We start from the raw sequence: 22,315 nt of genomic DNA on the forward strand, positions 1-22,315 counted from the left end.
AATCCCTGGCCTCCAGCGTGCCATAGCGGTGGGGGGTATTGGCGCCCGAACAGTGCCGTAGAACTCGAGCCACCCCTAAATGTCATAACCTCACCTTTATTCAGCAAGGCATGCCAGACCGGAATGTCGGTACCGCCCGCCCTCTGCCGGACGGGGCGCCTTGGTGTCAGCCGATTGCTCGATTGAAGTCAGAACGCCGGACAGCCCCTGGCGTTCCATGCATTGGTCCGCTCAGCGGACAAACACTCTCGCCTGCGGCGTTGCGCGCATGGTCTCCGCAGCGCAGATCAGCACAGGCATTGCGCAGGGCCTTGGGGCCACCATGCGGGGCGCAACGGACTTCTGCAGACTCTAGAGCCCGATATAGCCGTGCACCAGTTCGGAATCGCGATCGAGCGCAGCACTGTCCCCCGACCAGACGGTGCGACCTTTCTCGACAATGTAGTGCCGGTCGGCGAGCCGCTTGAGAACGCTGAGATTCTTGTCGATCAGCAGAATCGACTGCCCCTCGCCCTTGAGCGCTTCGATGCATCCCCAGATCTCGCGGCGAATGACCGGCGCTAGGCCCTCGGTCGCCTCGTCGAGAATCAACAGTTTCGGATTGGTCATCAACGCTCGCCCGAGAACCAGCATCTGCTGTTCACCGCCGGACAGCGTGGCTGCGGATTGGTCTACCCGCTCGCTGAGCCGCGGAAAAAGCTCATACACCCGTTCCAACGTCCAGGCGTCGCTGCGCCCCAGACGGTTGGCGGCCGTTGCCACCAGGTTCTCCCGCACCGTCAGTGTCGGGAACACCTGCCGGCCTTCCGGCACAAGTCCAACGCCGCGGCGCGCCACGGATTCCGGGGTGGCACCGCGCACGTTCTGCCCGCAAAACAGGATCTCGCCGGCAAGCGGCTTCAAGAGGCCCATGATCGATTTGACCGTCGTCGTCTTTCCCATGCCGTTGCGGCCAAGCAGCGTCACCACCTCGCCCTCGCCGATCGTCAGTTCGACGTCGAACAGCACCTGGCTCCGCCCGTAGGCCGTCTGCAACCCGCTGACCTTCAGCATCCCGCATCTCCCTCGCCGAGATAGGCCGTGCGGACATCGGGATCATCCCGGATCTCATCGACGGTCCCCGAAGCGATGATGCGGCCATAGACCAGCACCGAGATCCGATCCGCCAGGGCAAAGACCGCATCCATGTCGTGTTCAACGAGAAGCATCGAGACCTGGTTCTTCAAGCCGCGCAACATCTCGATCATCTGCAGGCTCTCGGCATGGCCAAGCCCGGCCATCGGCTCATCAAGCAGCAGCAGCCGCGGCTCGGTCGCCAGCGCCACCGCAAGCTCCAGCTGCTTTTGCTCGCCGTGCGACAGATTGGCGACCAGTTCGTCAGCGCGCTCCGCAAGCCCGGTCGCTGCCAGATAGGTCTCCGCCTGCCGACGCAGGGCCTCATCCTTCGCAACCGGTTTCCAGAACCTGAAACTGTGCCCCTGCCGCACCTGTACGGCCACAGCAACATTGTCCCGCACCGTGTAGTCGGGCAGCAGGCAGGTGATCTGGAACGTGCGCGCCAGCCCTCTTTCCACCCGGCTGGCGGTCGACAGGGCATCGATCGACTGCCCCTCCACCTCGATCGTGCCGGCATCCGGCGTCAATTCGCCCATCAACTGCGAGATCAGCGTCGTCTTTCCGGCTCCGTTGGGACCGATCAATGCATGGATCTCGCCGGGGCGCACCGTCAGGTCGATATGGTCGGAAGCAATCAGGCCGCCGAAAGACTTGACCAGGCCGCGCACGGCAAGGCTCGGCGTTGCCGCCGCCTGTTCCGGCGCTTTTTCTGCAACTGCACTCATCAGCGCCTCCCCGGCAGGCGCGAGAACACCGCCTGCACGCCGCCTTGCGTATAAAGCACGACCAGCAACAGGATCAGGCCGAGGCCGAGCTGCCAGTGCTCAGTCCACGAGGCCAGCAGCGATTCAAGCACGATGAACACCGCCGCGCCGATAAACGGCCCGAACAGCGTGCCGACGCCGCCCAGAATGACCATCACCATGAACTCGCCGGATTTCGTCCAGTGCAGCATGTCGGGGCTGGCATAGCGCAGGAAATTCGCCATCAGCGCCCCGGCCAGACCGCACCCCATCCCCGAGATGATGAAGGCAACCAGCTTGTAGCGGTACGGCGATAATCCGATGGCCGCCATGCGCCGCTCGCTTTGCCGTAGCCCGACAAGAATTTGCGCGAAGCGGGAATGGACCAGCCGGTATAAGAGAGCGAAGAACGCCACCGTGACCGCCAGGCAGACATAGTAGATCGTATGTTTGTCACGCATGTTCAGACCGGGCAGTTCATTGGTCCGGCGGATGATCAGCCCGTCGTCACCACCATAGGTTTTCAGCGAAACGAACAGGAAGAACAGCATCTGCGCCAGCGCCAGCGTGATCATGATGAATTGCACACCGCCCGTGCGCAGCGACAGGGCGCCGATTGCCGCGGCGAGAATGCCGGAGACCAGAAGCGCCGCCGGCAGCGTAATCAGCATCTGGTTGGTCCCGGGGATTAGTCCGAGCAGCGGCTCTTCAAGCGCAAAATGCTGATAGAGAATGCCCACGACATACCCGCCGATACCGAAAAACGCCGCATGACCGAAACTGACCATGCCGCCATAGCCGAGGACGAAATTCAGGCTGGCGGCGGCAATTCCATAAATCAGAACGCGGGTCGCCAGCGAAGTCACCGCATTGTAGCCGCTTGCCTGGGCAACGCTCGGCAGGGCGATCAGCGCCACGAGCAGAGCGATCAGGAGGACGGGTCGCATGTAGGAATGTGCCATGGGCCGTTCAGCGCCTTGATCAGGATTTCGGGATGAAAAGGCCCTTCGGCCTGATGAGAAGAACGATCGCCATCAAAAGGTAGATGCCCATCGACGAAATGCCGGCGCCGAGCGCGTCCGCTTCCGGACCCACCATGATCTGCCGCAGCAGACCCGGCAGATAGGCGCGCAGCGCCGTGTCGATGACGCCGAGCAGCAGACTGGCAAAAAAGGCGCCGCGGATCGAGCCGACGCCGCCCACCACGACGACGACGAACGTCGTAATCAGGATCTGCTCGCCCATGCCGACCTGAACCGCCAGGATCGGTCCGGCCATGAAACCGGCAAGACCGGCGAGGAGCGCCCCCAGGCCGAAGACCACGGTGTAAAGCAGGCGCACATCGACCCCGAGCGCGCGCACCATGTCGCGATTGGTCGAGCCGGCACGCACCAGCATGCCGATCCGCGTCTTGTTGATCAGCAGATAGAGACCAAGAGCCACCGCCAGCCCGACGACGATGATGGCCAGCCGGTAGGCCGGATAGAGAAGTCCGGGCAACACTTCGATCGAGCCGGAGAGGAATTCCGGCGTGGCGACGAACAGCGGTTGCCGTCCGAAAATCAGGGTGATCACCTGATTGAAAATCAGGATCAGGCTGAAGGTGGCCAGCACCTGATCGAGATGATCACGCTGATAAAGCCGCCGAATGACGAGGAATTCCATCGCCGCGCCGACGAGCGCCGCCGCCGCCAGGGCTGCCGGAATGCCGAGCCAGAACGAGCCGGTCTGCGTGGCCACCACCGTGCCGGCATAGGCGCCCACCATGTAGATCGAGCCATGCGCCAGATTGATGACGCCCATGATGCCGAAAATCAGCGTCAGTCCTGCAGCCAGCAGAAACAGCGTCACGCCGAACTGCAGTCCATTCAACATCTGTTCGATAAAAAGCGTCATTGCCCCTCATTCCGGTCGCAACAGGCAGATGCGACGGGCGTCAAAATGGCGCGCCCGTCGCAGAGTGGTCCTTGCCTTACATCTGGCACTCGGCGGCATAGGCGTCGCTATGCCCGCTCAACACCTCGCCGATGGTTTTCAGCATCGGCGTGCCATCTTCGCCCTTCTCCACTTTCAGCGCATACCAGTTCTGAACCGGATGCTGGTTCGGTCCGAAGGAGAAATCGCCGCGCACGGAAGTAAAGTCGGCCTTGCGCAATGATTCCCGGAAGGCATCGGCATCATCGATATTGCCGCCGGTCGCCTTCAGCGCCGAGGCATAGGCGAGCGCAGCATCATAGCCCTGGCTCGCATAATAGGTCAGCGGGCGATCATAGGCTTCCTTCCAGGCGGCCACGAACTCCTTGTTGGCCTCATTGTCGAAGTCGGAGTTCCAGTGCGCGGTCACCGTCAGGCCCACCGCGGAATCGCCGATGGCCTGCAGGATGACCCCATCGAGAGAAGGCGCGGCCAGAACCATCGGGATGCTGTCGGCAAGTCCCGCCTGCTGATACTGTTTAAGAAAGGTGATGCCCAGCCCGCCCGGGTGAAACTGGAACACGACATCCGGCTCGGCGGCACGCACCTGCGCCAGTTCGGCCGCATAGTCGGTCTGATCGAGACGCGTGTAGATTTCGCCGGCAATCTCGCCCTTGAAGAAGCGCTTGAACCCGGAGATGGCATCCTTGCCCGCTTGGTAGTTCGGAGCCAGGACGAAGGCATTCTTGTATCCCAGTTCGGTCGCGTATTGCCCGGCACTCTCATGCAGGCTGTCGTTCTGCCACGAAACCACGAAATAGTTCTCATGGCAGCCCTTGCCCGCAAGGTTTGACGGTGCCGCATTCGGGCTGATGTAGAAGGATCCGCTGTCGACAATGTCCGGCACGGTCGCTCCGGCCACATTCGAAAAGACGATGCCGGTGAACAGCTTCACGCCCTCGTCACTCTGCATGCGCTCGAAAATCTGCCGGCCGTTGCCGGGCTTCAGCCCATCGTCCTCGACGATCAGTTCCACCGGTACACCGCCGAGCTTGCCGTCATTCATCTCCATGGCCAGTTTGAAACCGTCACGGATGTCTTGGCCGAGATAACCGGCCGGACCCGACAACGTCGTGATCATGCCGATCTTCACCTCGTCCGCGGCCCCTGCCGACATGACCGACAGCGCGGAAAGTCCGGCTGCGAGAAATGGGATCTTCATATTCATATTCTTCTCTCCTCTGGATGGCGCATCATCGATACCCCCTGTTGTTTGTCGGCTACGCGGTCGCGTCAATCCCAATCGGACAAAACCGATACGTCCCCCCTTCTGCCTTCAGCCGACCGAAGACAGGGGCGGGAAAATGATAGGGCGCCAGCACCATATCGCGCGCGGCGACCCGGGCAAGCAGCGCCTGCCGGGTCTTTTGTGCTTCTTCCGGGTCGGTGCAGAAATTGCATACGATATGCGGATCGCCCAATTGCAGCGGATGATGGATCGTATCGGCGGAAAACATCACCTCGCCGGCATCGGTGGCAAGCCGGACGCTCACCATCCCCGGCGAGTGACCGAAGGCGGGTTCAAATACCAGTCCGGGAGCAATCTCGGCATCAGCGGCCACGCAAGCATAGCCAGGACCATCGAGTATCGGCTGGATGCTGTCAGCAAAGGCGCCATGCAATGTCTGGCCATCACCCTGGCGCGCGTGCACCTGACGCCAGTGATCGAGCTCGATCTGGGTTACGACATAGCGGGCATTCGGAAATGTGGGCCGCCAGCGCCCGTCCTGCAGGACCGTGTTCCAGCCGACATGGTCGGCATGCAGATGCGTGTTGACGACGATCGAAATGTCGTCCGGCGCCACTTCGAGCGCTGAAAGCGCCTCGAGAAAATCGGGTGGACGGCAATGCCAGGCTGGACGGTCCGGTCGGTTCTTGCCCGCCCCGACGCCTGCATCAATCAGCGCCACGTAACCGGGCGTCTGGATCAGGTAGCAATTGAAGCTGAGTTTGACAGTTCGCCCTTCCGGGTCGACCGTTCCCTCTGGCGACCGCGTTGCCGCGATCGCCAGATCGTCCTGGGACAGGGTGGCAAAGATGGCCTTGGCCGGCCACGCCGCATCAGCCAGATCGGGAATGCACGTTATCGCGACATCCCCGATGATCAGCTGCTCGAGCTGCCGGCCATCAGGCGTGCCGACCGGCACCATCTGCTTGCGCATTCCCCGCACGCCGCGTGTCCTAGTAGCTGCAATCTGCGGCAAAGGGATCACCGTGCTGCTCAAGCAGCTTCTTGCGCGTTTCCAGCTTCAGCTCTCCATCTTCGCCACGTACCACCTGCATGGCGTACCAATCCTGCACCGGGTGCTGGTTCGGACCGAAGTGGAAATCCCCGCGCGTCGTCTCGAAGTCCGTCTTCAAGAGCGCCTGACGGAAGCCTTCCGTGTCCTCGACATTGCCATCCGTGTGCTTCAACGCCGAAGCGATTGCGAGTGCCGTATCATAGCCCTGCGCCGCATACATGGTCGGCGTACGCTCATAGGCTTGCTCGAACTTCGCAACGAATTCCCGGTTCGTGTCATTGTCGAGATCCGTGTTCCAGGCACCGGAAACATTCAGGCCTTCGGCGGCATCGCCGACCGCCTTCAGGATGGCGTGGTCCATGGACGGCTCGGAAATCACCATCGGGATGGTCCCGAGCAGGCCCGCCTGCTGGTATTGACGCAGGAAGGCAATGCCCAACCCGCCCGGCTGGAACTGGAACACCACATCCGGTTCCGCCGCTCTGATCTGCGCCATCTCGGCGGCAAAATCGGTCTGGTCGAGGCGCGTGTAGATCTCGCCGGCAATATCGCCTTTGAAATACCGCTTGAAGCCGGTGATCGCATCCTTGCCGGCCTGGTAGTTCGGCGCCAGCACGAAGGCCTTCTTATAGCCCAGATCGCTGGCATTCTGGCCGGCGCTGCCCTGCATCGTGTCGGTCAGCCAGGAGAGAACGAAATAGTTCGGATGGCAGCCCTTGCCGGCAAATTCCGAGGGGCCGGCATTGGGGCTGACGAAGATCGCTCCGGCATCGACGATTTCCGGAACCGTGGCGCCGGCGACATTGGAAAAGACGATACCGGTGAACAGCTTGATCCCCTCGTCTGTCAGAAAGCGGTCGGCGATCTGGCGCCCGTTGCCCGGCTTCAGACCGTCATCCTCGACGAGGATCTCCACCGGCACGCCGCCGAGCTTGCCCTCCTCGATCGCCAGATTGAAGCCGTCCCGGATGTCCTGACCGAGATAGCCGGCGGGACCGGAAAGCGTCGTGATCATGCCGATCTTGACCGCTTCCGCCGCCTGTGCCGGCAGCGAAGTAAGGCCGGCCGCCATGGCAAAAGCCGAGAACCCTGCGGCAATTGCCGCCATCTTCATTTGCATCGTCCACTCCTCTGGGGGAACCCCGTTACATTGTTATCCATTAGCCCGGCTCCTATCAAATCTGATGGGATCGTCGCGGCTGATCGACGCCGATTGCGCGCCGCTCGATCAGCCTGCCGGCACGACCTAAGTGAGAACCCTATAGTGTCACCCATCCTTCCGGCGGGGTCTTGCCGGGATGAAGCGCACCGCAATTGGGGCAGGTGCGCGCTTTCTCGTCGGCATAAAAGGCCTGATAGATCGGCGGCAGATCCTTGACGATGCTCTTCAGCGACACCTCGACGCGCTTGACCAGCGCATCGCATTCGAAGCAGTACCATTCGAAGGCATCCATCTGGTCGGGCTGTCGCTTCGGCTCGACGATCAGACCGATCGATCCTTCCTGCGGACGCTGCGGCGAATGTCTGACATGCGGCGGCAACAGGAAGATCTCACCTTCGCGGATCGGCACGTCGTAGAATTCACCGTTGTCGACGACCTTTAAAAGCATGTCGCCCTTCAGCTGGTAAAAGAACTCCTCGACCGGATCATCGTGGTAATCGGTGCGTTTGTTGGGGCCGCCGACCACCATCACCATCATGTCGGCATCCTCCCAGATCTGCTGGTTGCCGACCGGCGGCTTGAGCAGATGCTTGTGCTCATCAATCCAGTTGGAAAAGTTGAATGCTGATAAACGTCTGCTCATGACCTTTTCTCCTGTCTACTCGCACCGCCATGCCACGGCATGGCCGCGCCCGGCTCAGCCGGTTGTTCACAGACCGCGCGCCTCGAATGCAGCGCGCGTCGCTTTCATTTCGTCTTCATTCAGTTCAAGCAGTGGCGGGCGCACCCGGCCGCCGGTCTGCCCAAGCAGATCCTGCCAGTATTTCTGGTGCGCATGCGGTTTTTCCGCCGGCCGCGTGGATTTCAGCGCTTCGCGTACCGGATCGAGACTGTCGCGCACCGCGCGCGCCTTTTCCGCCTCGCCGGCGAAGGCCAGATCGGTGTATTCGCGCATCCTGAGGTCATTTTTCGTCTGGAGAAGAAACGGCGGCGACGAGCACAGATACAGTTGCCAGCCAAGCTCGAGGATATTGTCGAGCCATTCCTCCTCGGAGGCGGTGCTGACCAGGATGCGATCGCCGGCCAGCGCCGTCAGTTCCTTGTACAACGGCCGTGGCACGGAGTATTTTATGGCCACCACATTCTCGATGTCGGCCAGCCGGTTGCACAGCTGCGGGCTCATCAGATAGCCGCTGTCCGGATGGCTCCAGAGTGCAATGCCGATATCCACCTTCTCGGCGATGCGCTCGTAGTAGCGCATCACCGTTTCATCCTGCGCCTTGTGAAAGTGCAGTATCGGTGCATGCACGACGATGTAGTCGGCGCCGCAGCGCTCGGCGTGCCGGGCAAGATCGATCACCACATCCATATTCTGGTCAGAACAGGACATGATCGTCTGGGCCCGGCCGTCGCACGCCTCGACCGCCAGCTCGAAGCTCTGCTTGCGCTCCTCGACGGACATCGAGAAAAATTCACCCTGCTTGCCGGAGATGAAGAACCCATCGATCTTCAGATCATCGATCCAATGCTGCACATTGGCGCGGAAGCCGGCCTCGTCGATTGAAAGGTCCTCCTTGAACGGCATCAGCGCCGCCGCCCAGATCCCCCTCATCGTTGCTCGTGCGTGGGCTTTGGCATCTTTCTTTGCATACTTCATCGCTCGTTCACCTGCATATCTGCTCCATCGAGGCCATTGATCGCGCGCCAGACCTTTTCGCTGGTCAGGGGCATTTGAAGACTGGGCGCCCCGAACGGCGTCAGCGCGTCGCTGACGGCGTTGACCAGGGCGGCCGGAACGCCGATGCAGCCGGCCTCGCCGACCCCCTTGACGCCAAGCGGATTGGACGGTGACCAGGTCTCGAGCTTGTCGATCTCGACCTGCGGCACATCATCGGCGCGCGGCACCGCATAGTCCATCAGGGATCCGGTCAGAAGCTGGCCGTCATCATCATAGACCAGCCGCTCCATCATGGCTTCCCCGAACCCCTGCGCCATGCCGCCGACCAGTTGCCCCTTGACCAGCATCGGGTTGAGCACCCGGCCGGCATCGTCGATCCAGACCAGCCGCTCGACAGCCACCGTGCCGGTGTCACGATCGATGGCAACCGAAGCCAGGCAGCAGCCGCTTGACCAGGCCTCACCCTCGGCATGATAGACAGCTGAACTTGTCAGCGCCGGCTCGTCCGCCGTAGCCCCCGCTCCCGCCACCTGCCGGCCCAGCGCCTCCCAGGACAAGGATTGCCCGCCCCCGCCGCAAAGGCCCTCCTCGCTCAGGACGATCTCTGAGGCGGCGCATTGCAAAACCTCGCCGGCTGCATCACTGACCTTTGCACGCAGGGCCTCGCAGGCGCGGAGCATGGCCCCGCCGCCGATCGCCGTACTGCGGCTGGCCAGCGCCCCGATGCCCTCTGCCACCGCCTGTGTGTCACCGGATCGGATGCTCACCCGCTCCGGAACCACCCGCAATGTTTCAGCGACGATCTGCGCAAAGGCCGTTTCCCTTCCCTGTCCCTGCGCGCTGGAACCGGTGGCAGCGACGATCGAGCCGTCCCGGCACAGCGATATGCTCGCGCTCTCCCATCCCTGGCCGCACGGTTCGATGTAAAAGCCGAGCCCAAGGCCGACGATCTCGCCGGACTTACGTCGGGCATCCATTTCCGAGCGCAGCCGGTGATAGTCGACATGCGCGTCCAGTCGCTCGAGCAGCGCCGCGTAATTGCCCGAATCCAATGTCTCGCCGGTGGGTGTCCGATAGGCGAAGGCGTCGCTCGCCACGAGATTGCGCCGCCGTATCTCCAAAGGGTCGATGGCAAGACGGCGCGCAGCCGCATCCATCAGCCGCTCCATCAGCATTGCTGCCTCCGGCCGCCCGGCGCCGCGATAGATGCCAACTGCCGCGCCGTGGCTCAGAAACCCTTCGACGCTGACGTCGATGGCTTCGACACGGTAGGGTCCGGGCAGGATGCGACCGGCATTGCGCGCTGGCGCTGCCGCACTGAACGGCATCCACCCCCCATGCGAAAACGTCAGTCTGGCCCGCAGGCCGAGCACGGTGCCGGCCGCGTCGAGCGCCAGTTCGCCATGCAGCCTGCCGCCGCGCCCATGCGTTGCGGCCAGCAGATCCTCACTGCGGCTAGCCGTCCACTTGACCGGGCGGCAAAGGTCTTTCGCCGCCCAGGCGACCATCACATCCTCGGGATAGATCGACGCTTTGCCACCGAATGCGCCGCCCACATCCGGGGCGATAACGCGCACCTTGTTCACCGGCAGATCGAGCATGCGCGCCAGATCATCGCGGGCGCGATGCGGCGTTTGCGTCGACAGCCATGCGGTCAGCCCGTCAGCATCAAAGCACGCCAGCGCAGCCCGCGGCTCGAGAGTCATCGGCGCCAACAACGCGTGCTCGACGCTGGCGCTGACCGTTGCTGCCGCCGTCTTGAAGGCGCTGTTCACATCGCCCGCCGCCCATCGGTGGCGCAGGACCGGCTCCCGATCCTCAACACCAATCAGGGGCAGCGGATCGATTTGAACCTCGACCAGTTGCGCCGCATCGGCGGCCGCAGCCGCCGATGTCGCGGCGATCGCAACAATTGGCTGCCCCGCGGCGGTCACGATATCCCGGGCGAGAACATGCATCGGTGTCGCGGTGATGCCGGGCAGCAAGCGATTGATTGCCGCCTCGCCAAGTCCAGCAAGATCTGCGGCGACATACACTGCGACAATGCCCTCTGCCTGACGTGCCGCCTCACGATTGATGGCGACGATACGGCCATGCGCCAATTCGCTGCGCACGAATGCAAGATGCAGGCAGCCTTCGGGTTGATGGTCGTCGACGAAAGCTCCGCCGCCCGTCACCAGGCGATAATCCTCGCGGCGCCGCGGACTGTGACCGATCCATGTACCGGCTTCCGCGCGCCTGCGGCGAGTTTCCCCGATGTCAGCCTCTGCCTGCAAACCCACCTCCGAGCCGGAATCTTGCCGGCCGATTTCCGACAAAACCGCGTGCAATGCATCGCGGCCCACCAGACACCGCAGGAAAACGCCTTTGGATCTATATGACAATCTGGCTTTATTGTATTAATTGATAAGTTATTCTGATATATAACTCTGTTCCTAGCGGCGAGAGGAGACACGGCCTGTATGAAAATCACCCTCAAACAGATCGAAGCCTTTCTTGCCGTTGCGGAATTCGGCAATTTTTCCCGCGCCGCGGCCCGTCTGCATACGACGCAACCGGCGCTCTCCCAATCCATCCGGGACCTGGAGGCTGAACTGGCCGTAAGGCTGTTTGACCGCACCACCCGCCGCGTCGAACTGACCGATGCCGGGCGCGAATTTCGCCATCCGGCAGCCAAGGCGCTGGAGGAACTGGAACATGCCGTCGATGGCGTCGTCGAACTGGCCCAGCGCCGGCGCGGCCGCCTGCGCATTGCCGCGCCGCCCTTGCTGGCCGCGGTGGTCCTGCCGCAGGCCCTTGCCGAGTTCTCACGGCGCCATCCCGGTATTTCCGTGGAACTGGCCGACGTCGGAACCGAGCAGATTATCGAGCGCGTGCGTTCTGGCCGCGCCGATTGCGGCCTCGGCACCTTTTCGCCAGGTGAAGAAGGGCTTGACCGCCTGCCACTGGTCCGCGACAGCCTGATGCTGTTCTGCAGCCTCGGAAGCCGGTTCGACGCGGTCAGCTCCGTGTCCTGGACCGACATTGCCGCCGAGCCGCTGATCACCCTGACCCGCGACAGCGGCATCCGGCGGCTGGTCGAGGTCGGCTTTGAGTCTGCCGAGATCGCCGTCAAGCCAGCCTATGAAGTCGCGCAGGTCACAACAGCGATCGCCCTGGTCGAAGCCGGTCTCGGCATCGCTGTCCTGCCCACCTATGCCCTTGCCGCCGCCCGTCACCGCAAGGTCGGCGGCAAGGTTCTCACCGCACCGACAATTGCGCGTGAAGTCGTGTTGATCAACGCCTCCGGCCGTTCCATATCGCCCGCCGTGTCGGCATTCGCGACCATCGTTCGGCAGTATGCGCAACGGTTGACGCCAGGGTGAACGGCGCGTCCCCGCCGAGCCAGGGCGACCGCTTAGCGATTGATCATCCCGATCAAGGCCCGCGACAGCTCGCTGTCCGGATCCATCAGATCAAGCGGCAGATCGAAGTGGTTTCGCCCCTCCACCTCGACCAGCTGTGCCGGAAAGCCCGCCTCTTGCCACAGCCGCGCATAGGCTTGCGACTGGCGCTTGAACCCCGCCGGCTCGCCCTGCGCATAAGCGATGAAGAGAGGGCAACCCGCATCCGGCAGCAACTCGGCCGGGCTCAGTTGCTCGACTGCGTCAGCGTCCAGCGACAACCATTCCTGAACGAACGAATGCGCGATCGGCCCCAGGTGAAACAGACCGCTGAGCGGCATCGCACCCTTGACGACCGTGCTCGGAACGTCGAACGCCTCATGCCAGCCGCCACTCACCACCGCCGCTGCAAGATGGCCGCCAGCCGAACTTCCCCCGACATAGATGCGTTCGGGATCCAAGCCGTAGCTGCGGCCCTGATGCCACAGAAAGGCAATTGCGGCGCGCACTTCGCGCACAATCTCATGCAGGCTGACCGCCGGGGCGAGCCGGTAGTCGACCACCGCGGTCGCGATGCCCTGCTCGTCCAGCATCGCCGCCATGAATGCTGAATCCTGTTTCGACAACAGTCGCCAGTAGCCCCCATGAATGAACACGAAGACCGGTCTCAGACCCTCCGCCTGCGCGCCGTCGGTTTTCCCCGCCCCGTAGATGTCGAGGGTCTGACCGCTCTCCTCGTCGTAAACGACATCGCCGAAATCAAGGTGCCCGGCGACCTTCTCGCTGTCGCTGCGATAGCGGCCGATCGCCTCTTCGAAAACAGCGGGTGGCACCGAGGCGCGCGCATTGTAGTCCCGATCGAGGATCTCGCGCGGCCAGGTGGCTTCATCGTTTAGAGAGGGCATGGCGGCTCCGTGGTGCACCGGGGTTGCGAAACAAATGTCAACGTCTGAAACCTGTTCGGCTGCGCCTGTCAACCGCCGCCCGCCCTCGCTTATTCTCGCGCCGCCCGCTCGCGCAGCTGCTTGCGGATGATCTTGCCGGTCGTCGTCATCGGCAGCGCCTCGACAAAGGCGATTTCGCGCGGATATTCATGCGCCGCAAGGCGCGTTTTCACCCACTCCTGGATCTCACGTGCAAGGTCGGCGCTCGCCGATGCGCTATCGTCGAGCACGATATAGGCCTTGACGATTTCGGTGCGGTGCGCATCCGGCTTGCCAACCACGCCGGCCATGCGGACAGCCGGGTGGCCGATCAGACAATCCTCGATCTCGCCCGGGCCGATACGGTATCCCGAGGAGGTGATGACGTCGTCGTTGCGCCCGACGAAGCGGATCCAGCCATCCTCATCCTGCACACCGCGGTCGCCGGTCAGCATCCATTCACCGGCGAATTTTCGCTCCGTTGCATCCGGATTGTTCCAGTAACCGAGGAACATCACCGGGTCCGGGCGGCGCACGCCGATATGGCCGGCTTCGCCAATCGGCGCCGGCGTGCCGCTGTCATCGACCACGCTCACCTGATGACCGGGGACCGCCCGCCCCATCACCCCCGGACGCGCGGCCATCAGCGCTGAACAGGAGGAGACGACCATGTTGCACTCGGTCTGGCCGTAGAATTCATTGATTGTCACACCAAAAACCCGCCGCCCCCAATCGAGAAGCTCCGCGCCCAGCGTTTCGCCGCCGCTCGCCACGGTGCGCAGATCGAGGTTCCAGCGGTCGCTGGCATTCGGCACCGCGCGCATCATTTTCAGTGCCGTCGGCGGCAGAAACGTGTTGCGGATCTTGAAATCCTGAAGATGCTGGAACGCATCCTCCCCACTGAATTTGCCGAAACGCCGCGCCACCACCGTGACACCGTGGTGCAGGGCCGGCATCAATACGTCCAGCAGCCCGCCAATCCAGGCCCAGTCCGCCGGTGTCCACATGCGGTCCCCGGGCCTGGGAAACAGATCGTGACTCATCTCGACCCCTGGCAGGTGCCCGAGCAGCACCCGGTGCGCATGCAGCGCCCCCTTCGGGGGCCCGGTTGTACCGGAAGTGTAGTTGATGAAGGCCGGATCATCAGAGCTTGTATCCACCGGCGTGAAGTGATCGCTCTGCCCGGCCATTGCGCCGGAGAGAGCTTCGCCGCCCTCTACCGGCCCGTCGGTCACCAGGATGCGGCGCAACGCCGGCAGACTGCGGCGCAGCCCGGCCAGCTTGCCGGCCCCGTCCCTGTCCGTGATGACCACCGAGACGCCCGCATCGCCGAGCCGGTATTGCAGAGCCTCCGGCCCGAAAAGAGTAAACAGCGGCACCGCGATGCCCCCGGCCTTGAGGACAGCAATATGCCCGAAAGCGGTTTCAGGCGCTTGCGGCAGCAAGATCCCGACCCGGTCACCGCGCCGCAGCCCGTCGCCGACAAGTGCATTCGCCAACCGGTTTGAAAGCGCCTGCAGATCCGCGAAGGAATAGGTGGCGATACTGCCGCTCTCTGTCACATGGATCAGCGCTTCACGGTCGGGCTCGCGGTCCGCCCATTTATCGCAGACATCGACGCCGATATTGTAGCGCTCCGGCACCTTCCAGGAAAATCCCGAAGCCAGTGCTGCATAGGTTTTGGCTTCTGGCAGCACTGCCGCTCCCCCGTGCCTTTGGATCCAGTCTCGCCCGGCGCCCGTCACTTTTTGATCATGCCACAAGCGCGGCAGACAGGTCGATGCCCGCGACGCGATTGGTCACGACTGCGCCTTGCCGGCGGGTTTAAGACATCGCCAGGTTCAGGCCGCCTCCATCATCGCCGTCACGGCTTCGGCGGTCGCCGCCGACAGGGTCCAGCCGAGATGGCCATGTCCGGTGTTGTAATAAACCCGCGGATTCGCCCCTCTTCCGACCTTCGGCATCATGTTCGGCATCATCGGCCGCAAACCCGCCCAGGGAACGACATCGCGCGTACTCATCTCTGGGAAATAGCGCCGGCACCAGTCGGTCAACTGAGCGATGCGGGCCGCACTGATGTCGCGATTGTCGCCGTTGAATTCTGCAGTGCCTGCCACCCGGAAGCGGCCGGCGCCGAGCCGGCTGGCGACAATCTTCGCATCATCATCAAGCAGGCTGGTCCACGGCGCAGCGCGGCGGTCGCTCTCCCCTGCAAGATTGACGGTGATCGAATAGCCCTTCACCGGGTAGATGTTGACCCGATCGCCGAGCCGGCGTGCCAGCTGCCGCGACATGACGCCCGAGCAGATCACGATCCTGTCGAAAGCCTCAACCGTCTCAGCACCGCTGCAGCCCTCTGCGATTCGCGTTTCGACCTGCACGCCATCGCGCCCGCTTCGCACGTCGATGATTTCGGTGCCGAAGCGCAAGGTTCCGCCGTTGCGCGCAAAAGCCTGCGCCAGGCCCGTGGTGAAGGCATGGATATCGCCGGTGAAATCGGATTCGGTGTAATACCCGCCATAGAACGTACCCTGCAGCGCCGGTTCGATGGCGCTCATCTCGGACGGCGTCACCGCCCGCCGCTGCAGCCCGCCGCGCGCCAGCAGCTGCGTCACGTTACGTGCCACCTCGAAATCGTCCCGCGATCGGTAAAAATGCAGAATGCCGCGCCGCTCGCAGGAGAAATCGATGTTCTCCTCCTCGGCCCATTTGCCAAGATGGTCACGCGCCGCCAGCGCCAGCTTGACCGTTGCCACCGTGTTGTCTTCATAGTGCGGTATCGCGGCAAGGAACTCCGCCATCCACGACAGCTTGTGCCAGCTGGGCATCGGGTTGATGTGCAGCGGTGCGCCTGGCCGCAGCATCCAGGTCAGGCCTTTGCGTACTGTCCGCCACGAGGTCCAGACCTCGGCGTTCGAGGCGGACAATTGCCCGCCATTGGCATAGCTGGTTTCCATCGCCGCGAACGGGTGGCGATCGAACAGGGTTACCGCATGCCCCTGCTTGTTCAGACGATAGGCGGTTGTCGTGCCGGTGATGCCGGCGCCGATCACGGCGATGCGAACATGTTTTGAAGAAGACGTCATCAGGCAATCCTCCTGCTCGCTGCTTGCGAGACTGTGATTGCCCCCTCTGTCATTGGCCTGAGAGTTTCAAGACCCGGAAGTCGATCCGCGTCACTTGCACCTTGGGCGGAGGGGCTGACCCTCACTTTCCAGAGTATTTCACTGCAGCGGTCCTTGGGCCTGAGAGTTTCCGGGGCGGTTGCTCCTTCGGCGGCACGGTCGAAACCACACCTCTCCCACTGCAAGAACCGCTATACGCCGCCTCTGATCCGCTGTCCAGCAAAGCCTGCAGCATGCTTCAAAAAGGGTAGGCGATGCGCAGGCTTGCACGCATCGATATGATTGTTTAACAATCGGACAAAATAACATTGGAAGTATCGCAACGTGTCGGAGACCCGTCCCCTCGCCAGGGAAGACATCACCTTGGGCGCGCGCTTGGTGCGGGCGATGCGCGAGGCCATTCTCGATGGCACGCTCGCCCCGGGTGAAAATCTCAGCGAGCGCCGACTTCTGCAGATGTTTGGTGTCAGCCGGGGCCTTGTGCGGGAAGCGATCAAGGCCCTCGCCGCCGAGGAGCTGATCACCCTGGTCCCGCACAGGGGACCCACGGTCTCCCGGCTTGATCGGCATGCCGCCCGCGAACTGTATCGCGTCCGCGCCGCTCTCGAGGGCCTTGCCTGCGCCGATTTCACGCGCAATGCCGACACGCAGCACCATGCTGAACTGCAGCGCATCAACACAAGGCTTCACGAACTGCCGGAAAACGCAGCTTCGGATGAGCTGATCAGTGTGAAAAACGAGTTCTATCGCTGCCTGATGAACGGTGCCCGCAACCGGGTACTGGCGCAGATGTTCACCCAGTTGAACAACCGGATCACCCAGCTGCGCCGCTTCACCCTGTCGCGCCCGGGACGACTGACGACGACCCGCGCCGAGATCAACGCCATCGTCACGGCTATCGCCCAAGGCGACGCAGATGAGGCGCGGCATCTCGCCGAGGCACATGTCGCCTCCGCCGCGAGCGCTGCCGACGCGCGCTTCGACGAAATCGAGAACGTGAACACCGACGCGAAAGGAACATGATCCATGGACAAGACCACCTATGAGAAGGGCCTGCAGATCCGCCGCGAAACACTTGGCGACGCCTATGTTGACAAGGCGCTGGCCAATGTCGACGACTTCAGCCGCGACCAGCAGGACCTGGTGACCACCTATTGCTGGGGCGAGGTCTGGGGCCGCGAGGGACTGGACCGCAAGACGCGATCGACCATCAACATCGCGATGATCAGCGCCCTTAACCGTCCGCATGAGCTGGCGGCGCATATTCGCGGCGCCATCACCAATGGCCTTACCCCCGACGAGATCAAGGAAATCCTTTTGCAGGTCGGCATCTATTGTGGCGTGCCGGCCATGGTCGACAGCTTCCGCACCGCGCGCACGGTTCTGGAGGACATGAATGAGATCTGACCCCGACCTCAGGCTCGGCTTCATCGGCATCGGCACCATGGGTGCGCCGATGGTGCAATGCCTGGCCAAGGCCGGCTATCGCCCGACGCTGCTCGACGCCAATCGCGATGCAGCGCGGGCCGTCGCCGCAAAAGCCGAGCTCGATATAGCCGCTTCCGCCCCGGAACTGGGCCGCTCCAGCAACCTCGTCATCCTGATGTTGCCGCGTTCGGATATCGTCCGGCAGGTTTGTCTTGGAACCGCCGAAGGCGGCAGCGGGCTCGCCGCGGGTTTGCCGAAAGGCAGCACCATCATCGACATGAGTTCGTCCGATCCGATGGAAACCCGCCGGCTTGGTGCCGAATTGGCGCAATTCGGCATTGCGCTTCTTGATGCTCCAGTCTCGGGCGGCGTCCGCAAGGCCGTGGCCGGAACTCTGGCCATCATGCTCGGCGGCGACGACGAAGCGCTGATGTCTCGCGTGACCCCGGTCCTTGAGGCCATGGGGTCCATCCATCGCACTGGCGGCCTCGCCTCCGGCCACGCCGCCAAGGCGCTGAACAACTATGTCTCGGCAGCCGGGCTGGCTGCCGCTTGCGAAGCCGTGATCGTCGGCCGCAGATTCGGTCTCGACCCGCACACACTGGTGCGGGTGATCAACGCCTCGACCGGACGCAACAACGCGACTGAAAACAAGCTCGAGCAGTTCGTCCTCAATGGCGATCTCGGCAAGGCCGGCTTCATGCTCGACCTGATGGCCAAGGATGTCGCCCTGGCCGCCGCACTCTCGGACGGGCTTGACCTGCACTTGCCCGGACTTGCCGAGGCACGCCGCCTGTGGTCGGAGGCCAGCCGGCACCTGCAGCACGGCGCCGATCATACGGAGATCTTTCGCTATCTCGAAGCCGCGGCGGACGACGGTGCCGCTTGACCCGGCGCAATTGAAAGGGCAGCAGAGTGACGAACCCCGCCTCCACCTGAAGCAGCGCCCGGCGCCGCACCCTGCACCGGTGAAAGAGTCCCAATAGTAAGCATAAGCTTACGTTCGGTGAATGCCAGGGCAGCGCGTGACGAGCCGGGGGATCTGCCGCTTTCAAGCCCTGTGCTCCGGCTATGAAATCACTGGCGCAGCAGGATCTTTCCCATATGCGTGCTGCTTTCCATCAGCCGATGTGCGTCGCTGGCCTGCTCAAGATCAAAGCTCTTGCAGATCACCGGCTTGATGTCGCCGCTTTCCAGCGCCGGCCAGATCCGTTTGCGGATTTCCGCCACCAGCCGCGCCTTCTCCGCATCCGACCGCGCCCGCAGCGTCGAGCCCGTCATCACCTGCCTTCGCATCATCACACGCGCAAAGTTGACGGTCGCCTCGCTGCCTTCGAGAAAGGCAATCGACACATGCCGTCCCTCGACGGCCAGGGCCTTCAGATTGCGCGGAATATAGCTGCCGCCAACCATGTCGAGCACCACATCGACACCCTTTCCGCCGGTCATCTCCTTGATCACCGCGACAAAATCCTCGTTCCGGTAATTGATCGCCTTTTCGGCGCCAAGCCTCTCGCAGAGCTGGCATTTTTCATCACTGCCGGCGGTCACGATCACCGAGGCTCCAAGCCAGCGGCCGATCTGGATTGCCATCGTGCCGATGCCGCTTGAACCGCCATGCACCAGCAGGGTCTCGCCCGCCTTCAGCGCGCCGCTTTCAACGACATTGGCCCAGACCGTGAGGATGGTCTCCGGCAGCGCCGCCGCCTTTTCCAGATCATATCCCTGCGGAACCGGCAGGCAATGCGCTGCCGGTGTGACGCAGTAGTCGGCGTAACCCCCGCCCGGGAGCAGCGCACAGACCCGGTCTCCGACCGACAGCGCCGTCACGTCGGTGCCGATCGCGACAACCTCTCCCGCGCCCTCGAGGCCGAGCAGGTCGGTCGCCCCCGGCGGTGGCGGATAGGCGCCCATGCGCTGCAGAATGTCCGGCCGGTTGACCCCCGTCGCAGCCAGCCGGATCAGCACTTCACCGGCCTCAGGGCGCGGCACCGGACGCTCTTCGACGCGCAGGACCTCGGCTCCGCCGGGACCGGTGGTCGCAATCACCCGCATCGTCTCGGGAACGGTCTCGTTCATTGCTCGATCTCCTGTCGTTTGATTGCACGTTCCACATTCGCGCTCTTGCTCAGCTCAAACCCTTCTCATCGAGCCAGCGCGTGTGGATCTGCGCCGACTGGAAGGCTTCGTTGTGCAACAGGTCGAGATGGAAGGGAATGGTCGTCGGTATTCCCTCGACCTCGAACGCTGCAAGCGCATGTCGTGAGCGTTGCAGCACCTCATCGCGCGTGGCGCCGCTGACGAGCACCTTGGCGATCATCGAATCGTAATGCGGTGGCACCGCATAGCCTTCGTAGACATGACTGTCGACACGGGTGTGGCCGTTCACCGGCGGCCGCCAGCGCGAAATGCGTCCCGGTCCCGGCGCAAAGCCGCGCGCCGGATCCTCGGCGCAGACCCGCCATTCGATCGCCGCCCGCTGCGGCAAAGTTGTCATCTGCGCAAACGAAATCTTCTCGCCGGCGGCCACACGCAACTGCTCGACGACCAGGTCGAGGCCGGTAATCAGCTCCGTTACCGGGTGCTCGACCTGAATCCGGGTGTTCATCTCGATGAAGAAGAACTTCTGGCTGTCGACATCGAAAATGAACTCGATCGTGCCGGCATTCTCGTATTTGATCGCCTCGATGATCGTCACCGCTGCCTCGGTCATCTCGCGCCGGATCTGGTCGCTGACTACCGGCGAAGGCGCCTCCTCGACCAGCTTCTGATGCCGCCGCTGCACGCTGCAATCGCGTTCGAACAGATGCCGGTGATTGCCAAGCCGGTCACTGAAAACCTGCACTTCGATGTGGCGAACGTTTTCAAAGAACCGCTCGAGATAAATTTCACCATTGCCGAATGCAGAGGTTGCCTCCGCCGAGGCCTGTTCGAACATGCTGCGAAAGGCGTCCTTGTCGCGCACCACGCGCATGCCGCGCCCGCCACCGCCGGCACTTGCCTTGAGAAGCAGAGGATATCCGACTTCGTCGGCGAACGGCGCCGCCGCCGCCACCGATGTGAAACCCTCCTTCGAGCCGGGTACCACCGGAATGCCGAGCGACTGCGCGGTGCGTCGCGCCGCCGCCTTGTCACCCATTGTCGCGATGATTTCCGCCGATGGCCCGATGAAGACCAGACCCGCTTCGCAGCAGGCATTGGCAAAGCCTTCGCGCTCGGAAAGGAAGCCATACCCCGGATAGATCGCATCGCAGCCGGTGCGCTTTGCCACCTCGATCAGCAGGTCGGCGAGCAGATAGCTGGTTGTCGCGGAGGCCGGGCCGATGCAGATGGCACGATCCGCAGCAAAGACATGCGCCGAGGCGGCATCGGCCTGCGAATAGACCGCCACGCTTTCCAGGCCGGCCTTGCGACAGGCGCGGATTGCCCTGAGTGCGATCTCGCCTCGATTGGCAATGAGGACTCTCTTCATGTTGGCACCAATGCCTCCCCTGCGATGAAAATGTTCAGTTTGCCGCTGCTTCAAACGGACGCGAGCGCCCCCCGGAAGCCGTCGGTCAATTGGGCCTCAACCCGCTTTGCGGGCGGTCAATCCGGCAAGTTCCGCATCGATGGCCTGGCCAAGGTTTTCGTGCTGCCGGACATATCCGATGCGGCGATGGATTCCGTCGTCGACAATCTCCGGTACCACGCCGAACAGCTCTTCAATTTCGCCATCCGAGATTTCAAAGCGCGCCTGCGGCAACCGCTCGGCGACAAGATCGCAGTAGGAGCGCATCGTCGCAAAATCGCCCGCCAGGTTGTAGAATGGCACCTCGCGCAACAGCGCCGCGTCGGCATCCGCGAGCGCCAGCAGGGCCCCGACGACATCATCGATATGAATGGCCTGAAAGGCGGCGCGCCCGTTGGTCACGACAACCGTGTCACCGCCGGCTGCCGACGAAACGATGTTGGCCAGCGCTTTGGCGCGCCCGTTAAAGCGTGGGGCGCCGATCACCGCGCCCGGGCGCAAGCCGCCAATCACCATGCCGTGCTGGCGCGTGTAGTGGCGGGAAAGGATTTCCAGATAAACCTTGCCGCCGCCATACACCGATATGCCGCGCGCGCCGGGTTGGGCCGCCTGGTCGCCCAGCGGCAACTCCCGCGGCGCATAATCGGCCCGCGATCCGAACACGCTGATCGAACTGGCTGACAGCACCCGGCCGACCTTGGCCTCGAGGCAGGTCTGCAGCATCTCGGTGCCGCCAAGCGTGTTGATGCGCGCCGCAGCGACCGGATCATGATTGGCTTCCTCGCCCATCAGGTAAGCGAGATGATAGACGATATCGCACCCGGAAAGGACGGACTGCAAAGTCTCGCGATCGCCGATATCGGTCGTGACATGGCGAACTCCCGGCACATGCGCCGCTTCCGGCACGCTCTGCCGATCGATCGCCGTGACAGTGGCGCCCTGCTCGGCAAGGCGCGCCACCAGCCGACTGCCGATCGCTCCGGCGCCGCCGGTTACCGCCACACTTGCGCCGCTGATGCTGCCTGTCAC

At 63.1% G+C, this 22,315-nt stretch carries 20 protein-coding genes and 1 riboswitch; of the genes, 4 read left to right on the plus strand and 16 right to left on the minus strand.

The window, feature by feature from the left end:
* Positions 1-351: 351 nt before the first annotated feature.
* The 10 genes from KY465_RS03855 to KY465_RS03900 form a co-directional block, all read right to left on the minus strand.
* The gene (locus KY465_RS03855; protein ID WP_219200077.1) at positions 352-1,053 is read right to left on the minus strand and encodes an ABC transporter ATP-binding protein; all 702 of its coding nucleotides are present in this window, start codon (positions 1,051-1,053) and stop codon (positions 352-354) included.
* On the minus strand, positions 1,047-1,841 hold the full coding sequence (locus KY465_RS03860) for an ABC transporter ATP-binding protein (RefSeq protein ID WP_219200078.1): 795 nt from the start codon (positions 1,839-1,841) through the stop codon (positions 1,047-1,049). Before KY465_RS03860 ends, KY465_RS03855 begins: the two co-directional genes overlap by 7 nt.
* Entirely contained in the window at positions 1,841-2,821 is a 981-nt protein-coding gene (locus KY465_RS03865) for a branched-chain amino acid ABC transporter permease (protein WP_219200080.1), read from the minus strand. Before KY465_RS03865 ends, KY465_RS03860 begins: the two co-directional genes overlap by 1 nt.
* A gap of 19 nt (positions 2,822-2,840) precedes the next feature.
* Positions 2,841-3,755, minus strand: a complete 915-nt coding sequence (locus tag KY465_RS03870) for a branched-chain amino acid ABC transporter permease (RefSeq protein ID WP_219200082.1) — start codon at positions 3,753-3,755, stop codon at positions 2,841-2,843.
* 76 nt (positions 3,756-3,831) lie between these two features.
* Positions 3,832-4,995 (minus strand): ABC transporter substrate-binding protein, encoded by a 1,164-nt coding sequence (locus KY465_RS03875; RefSeq protein WP_428982943.1) that lies wholly within the window; start codon positions 4,993-4,995, stop codon positions 3,832-3,834.
* Positions 4,996-5,053: 58 nt separating this feature from the next.
* Complete coding sequence (locus KY465_RS03880; RefSeq protein WP_219200086.1) at positions 5,054-5,995, minus strand: MBL fold metallo-hydrolase; 942 nt, start codon at positions 5,993-5,995, stop codon at positions 5,054-5,056.
* 19 nt (positions 5,996-6,014) lie between these two features.
* A complete protein-coding gene (locus KY465_RS03885) occupies positions 6,015-7,196 on the minus strand; it encodes an ABC transporter substrate-binding protein (protein WP_428982922.1) in 1,182 nt (393 codons plus the stop codon).
* 139 nt (positions 7,197-7,335) lie between these two features.
* Complete coding sequence (locus KY465_RS03890) at positions 7,336-7,881, minus strand: 3-hydroxyanthranilate 3,4-dioxygenase (RefSeq protein WP_219200088.1); 546 nt, start codon at positions 7,879-7,881, stop codon at positions 7,336-7,338.
* A 66-nt stretch (positions 7,882-7,947) separates the two neighbouring features.
* A complete protein-coding gene (locus tag KY465_RS03895) occupies positions 7,948-8,895 on the minus strand; it encodes a dihydrodipicolinate synthase family protein (RefSeq protein WP_219200089.1) in 948 nt (315 codons plus the stop codon).
* Positions 8,892-11,192 (minus strand): xanthine dehydrogenase family protein molybdopterin-binding subunit, encoded by a 2,301-nt coding sequence (locus KY465_RS03900; RefSeq protein WP_255561422.1) that lies wholly within the window; start codon positions 11,190-11,192, stop codon positions 8,892-8,894. The genes KY465_RS03895 and KY465_RS03900 overlap by 4 nt, the downstream gene beginning before the upstream one ends.
* Before the next feature lie 186 nt (positions 11,193-11,378).
* Here KY465_RS03900 and KY465_RS03905 point away from each other — a divergent pair, with 186 nt between their 5' ends.
* Positions 11,379-12,281 (plus strand): LysR family transcriptional regulator, encoded by a 903-nt coding sequence (locus tag KY465_RS03905; protein WP_219200091.1) that lies wholly within the window; start codon positions 11,379-11,381, stop codon positions 12,279-12,281.
* Positions 12,282-12,313: 32 nt separating this feature from the next.
* Here the strand turns inward: KY465_RS03905 and KY465_RS03910 are convergent, their stop codons facing one another.
* The 3 genes from KY465_RS03910 to KY465_RS03920 form a co-directional block, all read right to left on the minus strand.
* Positions 12,314-13,204 carry an alpha/beta hydrolase gene (locus KY465_RS03910; protein WP_219200093.1) on the minus strand — a complete coding sequence of 297 codons (891 nt, stop codon included), beginning with the start codon at positions 13,202-13,204 and terminating at the stop codon, positions 12,314-12,316.
* 89 nt (positions 13,205-13,293) lie between these two features.
* Positions 13,294-14,919: an acyl-CoA synthetase gene (locus tag KY465_RS03915; protein ID WP_219200095.1), complete on the minus strand. Its 1,626-nt coding sequence runs from the start codon at positions 14,917-14,919 to the stop codon at positions 13,294-13,296.
* Positions 14,920-15,063: 144 nt separating this feature from the next.
* A complete protein-coding gene (locus tag KY465_RS03920) occupies positions 15,064-16,308 on the minus strand; it encodes a D-amino acid dehydrogenase (RefSeq protein WP_219200097.1) in 1,245 nt (414 codons plus the stop codon).
* 137 nt (positions 16,309-16,445) lie between these two features.
* Positions 16,446-16,536, minus strand: a riboswitch (glycine riboswitch).
* A gap of 135 nt (positions 16,537-16,671) precedes the next feature.
* On the opposite strand from KY465_RS03920, the gene KY465_RS03925 reads away from it, so the two are divergent.
* The 3 genes from KY465_RS03925 to KY465_RS03935 are packed head-to-tail and all read left to right on the plus strand — an operon-like array spanning position 16,672 to position 18,664.
* Positions 16,672-17,370 carry a GntR family transcriptional regulator gene (locus tag KY465_RS03925; RefSeq protein ID WP_219200099.1) on the plus strand — a complete coding sequence of 233 codons (699 nt, stop codon included), beginning with the start codon at positions 16,672-16,674 and terminating at the stop codon, positions 17,368-17,370.
* A gap of 3 nt (positions 17,371-17,373) precedes the next feature.
* Entirely contained in the window at positions 17,374-17,754 is a 381-nt protein-coding gene (locus KY465_RS03930; RefSeq protein ID WP_219200101.1) for a carboxymuconolactone decarboxylase family protein, read from the plus strand.
* Positions 17,744-18,664: an NAD(P)-dependent oxidoreductase gene (locus KY465_RS03935; protein ID WP_219200102.1), complete on the plus strand. Its 921-nt coding sequence runs from the start codon at positions 17,744-17,746 to the stop codon at positions 18,662-18,664. Before KY465_RS03930 ends, KY465_RS03935 begins: the two co-directional genes overlap by 11 nt.
* A gap of 188 nt (positions 18,665-18,852) precedes the next feature.
* Here the strand turns inward: KY465_RS03935 and KY465_RS03940 are convergent, their stop codons facing one another.
* The 3 genes from KY465_RS03940 to KY465_RS03950 all read right to left on the minus strand — a co-directional run bounded on the left by KY465_RS03940 (position 18,853) and on the right by KY465_RS03950 (position 22,315).
* Complete coding sequence (locus KY465_RS03940; protein ID WP_219200103.1) at positions 18,853-19,854, minus strand: NAD(P)H-quinone oxidoreductase; 1,002 nt, start codon at positions 19,852-19,854, stop codon at positions 18,853-18,855.
* 49 nt (positions 19,855-19,903) lie between these two features.
* Complete coding sequence (locus KY465_RS03945) at positions 19,904-21,247, minus strand: acetyl-CoA carboxylase biotin carboxylase subunit (protein ID WP_219200104.1); 1,344 nt, start codon at positions 21,245-21,247, stop codon at positions 19,904-19,906.
* Between the two features lie 96 nt (positions 21,248-21,343).
* Positions 21,344-22,315, minus strand: a complete 972-nt coding sequence (locus tag KY465_RS03950; protein ID WP_219200105.1) for an NAD-dependent epimerase/dehydratase family protein — start codon at positions 22,313-22,315, stop codon at positions 21,344-21,346.

It is taken from the genome of Neohoeflea coraliihabitans, assembly GCF_019334345.1.
GTDB classification, from domain to species: domain Bacteria; phylum Pseudomonadota; class Alphaproteobacteria; order Rhizobiales; family Rhizobiaceae; genus Pseudohoeflea; species Pseudohoeflea coraliihabitans.

What these genes read in the sequence shown, in the direction of transcription:
- KY465_RS03945 (WP_219200104.1), bottom strand. Translation starts at nt 21,247, where the DNA reads ATGAAGAGAGTCCTCATTGCCAATCGAGGCGAGATCGCACTCAGGGCA.
- KY465_RS03935 (WP_219200102.1), top strand. Translation starts at nt 17,744, where the DNA reads ATGAGATCTGACCCCGACCTCAGGCTCGGCTTCATCGGCATCGGCACC.
- KY465_RS03865 (WP_219200080.1), bottom strand. Translation starts at nt 2,821, where the DNA reads ATGGCACATTCCTACATGCGACCCGTCCTCCTGATCGCTCTGCTCGTG.
- KY465_RS03920 (WP_219200097.1), bottom strand. Translation starts at nt 16,308, where the DNA reads ATGACGTCTTCTTCAAAACATGTTCGCATCGCCGTGATCGGCGCCGGC.
- KY465_RS03880 (WP_219200086.1), bottom strand. Translation starts at nt 5,995, where the DNA reads ATGCGCAAGCAGATGGTGCCGGTCGGCACGCCTGATGGCCGGCAGCTC.
- KY465_RS03860 (WP_219200078.1), bottom strand. Translation starts at nt 1,841, where the DNA reads ATGAGTGCAGTTGCAGAAAAAGCGCCGGAACAGGCGGCGGCAACGCCG.
- KY465_RS03940 (WP_219200103.1), bottom strand. Translation starts at nt 19,854, where the DNA reads ATGAACGAGACCGTTCCCGAGACGATGCGGGTGATTGCGACCACCGGT.
- KY465_RS03930 (WP_219200101.1), top strand. Translation starts at nt 17,374, where the DNA reads ATGGACAAGACCACCTATGAGAAGGGCCTGCAGATCCGCCGCGAAACA.
- KY465_RS03870 (WP_219200082.1), bottom strand. Translation starts at nt 3,755, where the DNA reads ATGACGCTTTTTATCGAACAGATGTTGAATGGACTGCAGTTCGGCGTG.
- KY465_RS03855 (WP_219200077.1), bottom strand. Translation starts at nt 1,053, where the DNA reads ATGCTGAAGGTCAGCGGGTTGCAGACGGCCTACGGGCGGAGCCAGGTG.
- KY465_RS03895 (WP_219200089.1), bottom strand. Translation starts at nt 8,895, where the DNA reads ATGAAGTATGCAAAGAAAGATGCCAAAGCCCACGCACGAGCAACGATG.
- KY465_RS03875 (WP_428982943.1), bottom strand. Translation starts at nt 4,995, where the DNA reads ATGAAGATCCCATTTCTCGCAGCCGGACTTTCCGCGCTGTCGGTCATG.
- KY465_RS03910 (WP_219200093.1), bottom strand. Translation starts at nt 13,204, where the DNA reads ATGCCCTCTCTAAACGATGAAGCCACCTGGCCGCGCGAGATCCTCGAT.
- KY465_RS03905 (WP_219200091.1), top strand. Translation starts at nt 11,379, where the DNA reads ATGAAAATCACCCTCAAACAGATCGAAGCCTTTCTTGCCGTTGCGGAA.
- KY465_RS03890 (WP_219200088.1), bottom strand. Translation starts at nt 7,881, where the DNA reads ATGAGCAGACGTTTATCAGCATTCAACTTTTCCAACTGGATTGATGAG.
- KY465_RS03885 (WP_428982922.1), bottom strand. Translation starts at nt 7,196, where the DNA reads ATGCAAATGAAGATGGCGGCAATTGCCGCAGGGTTCTCGGCTTTTGCC.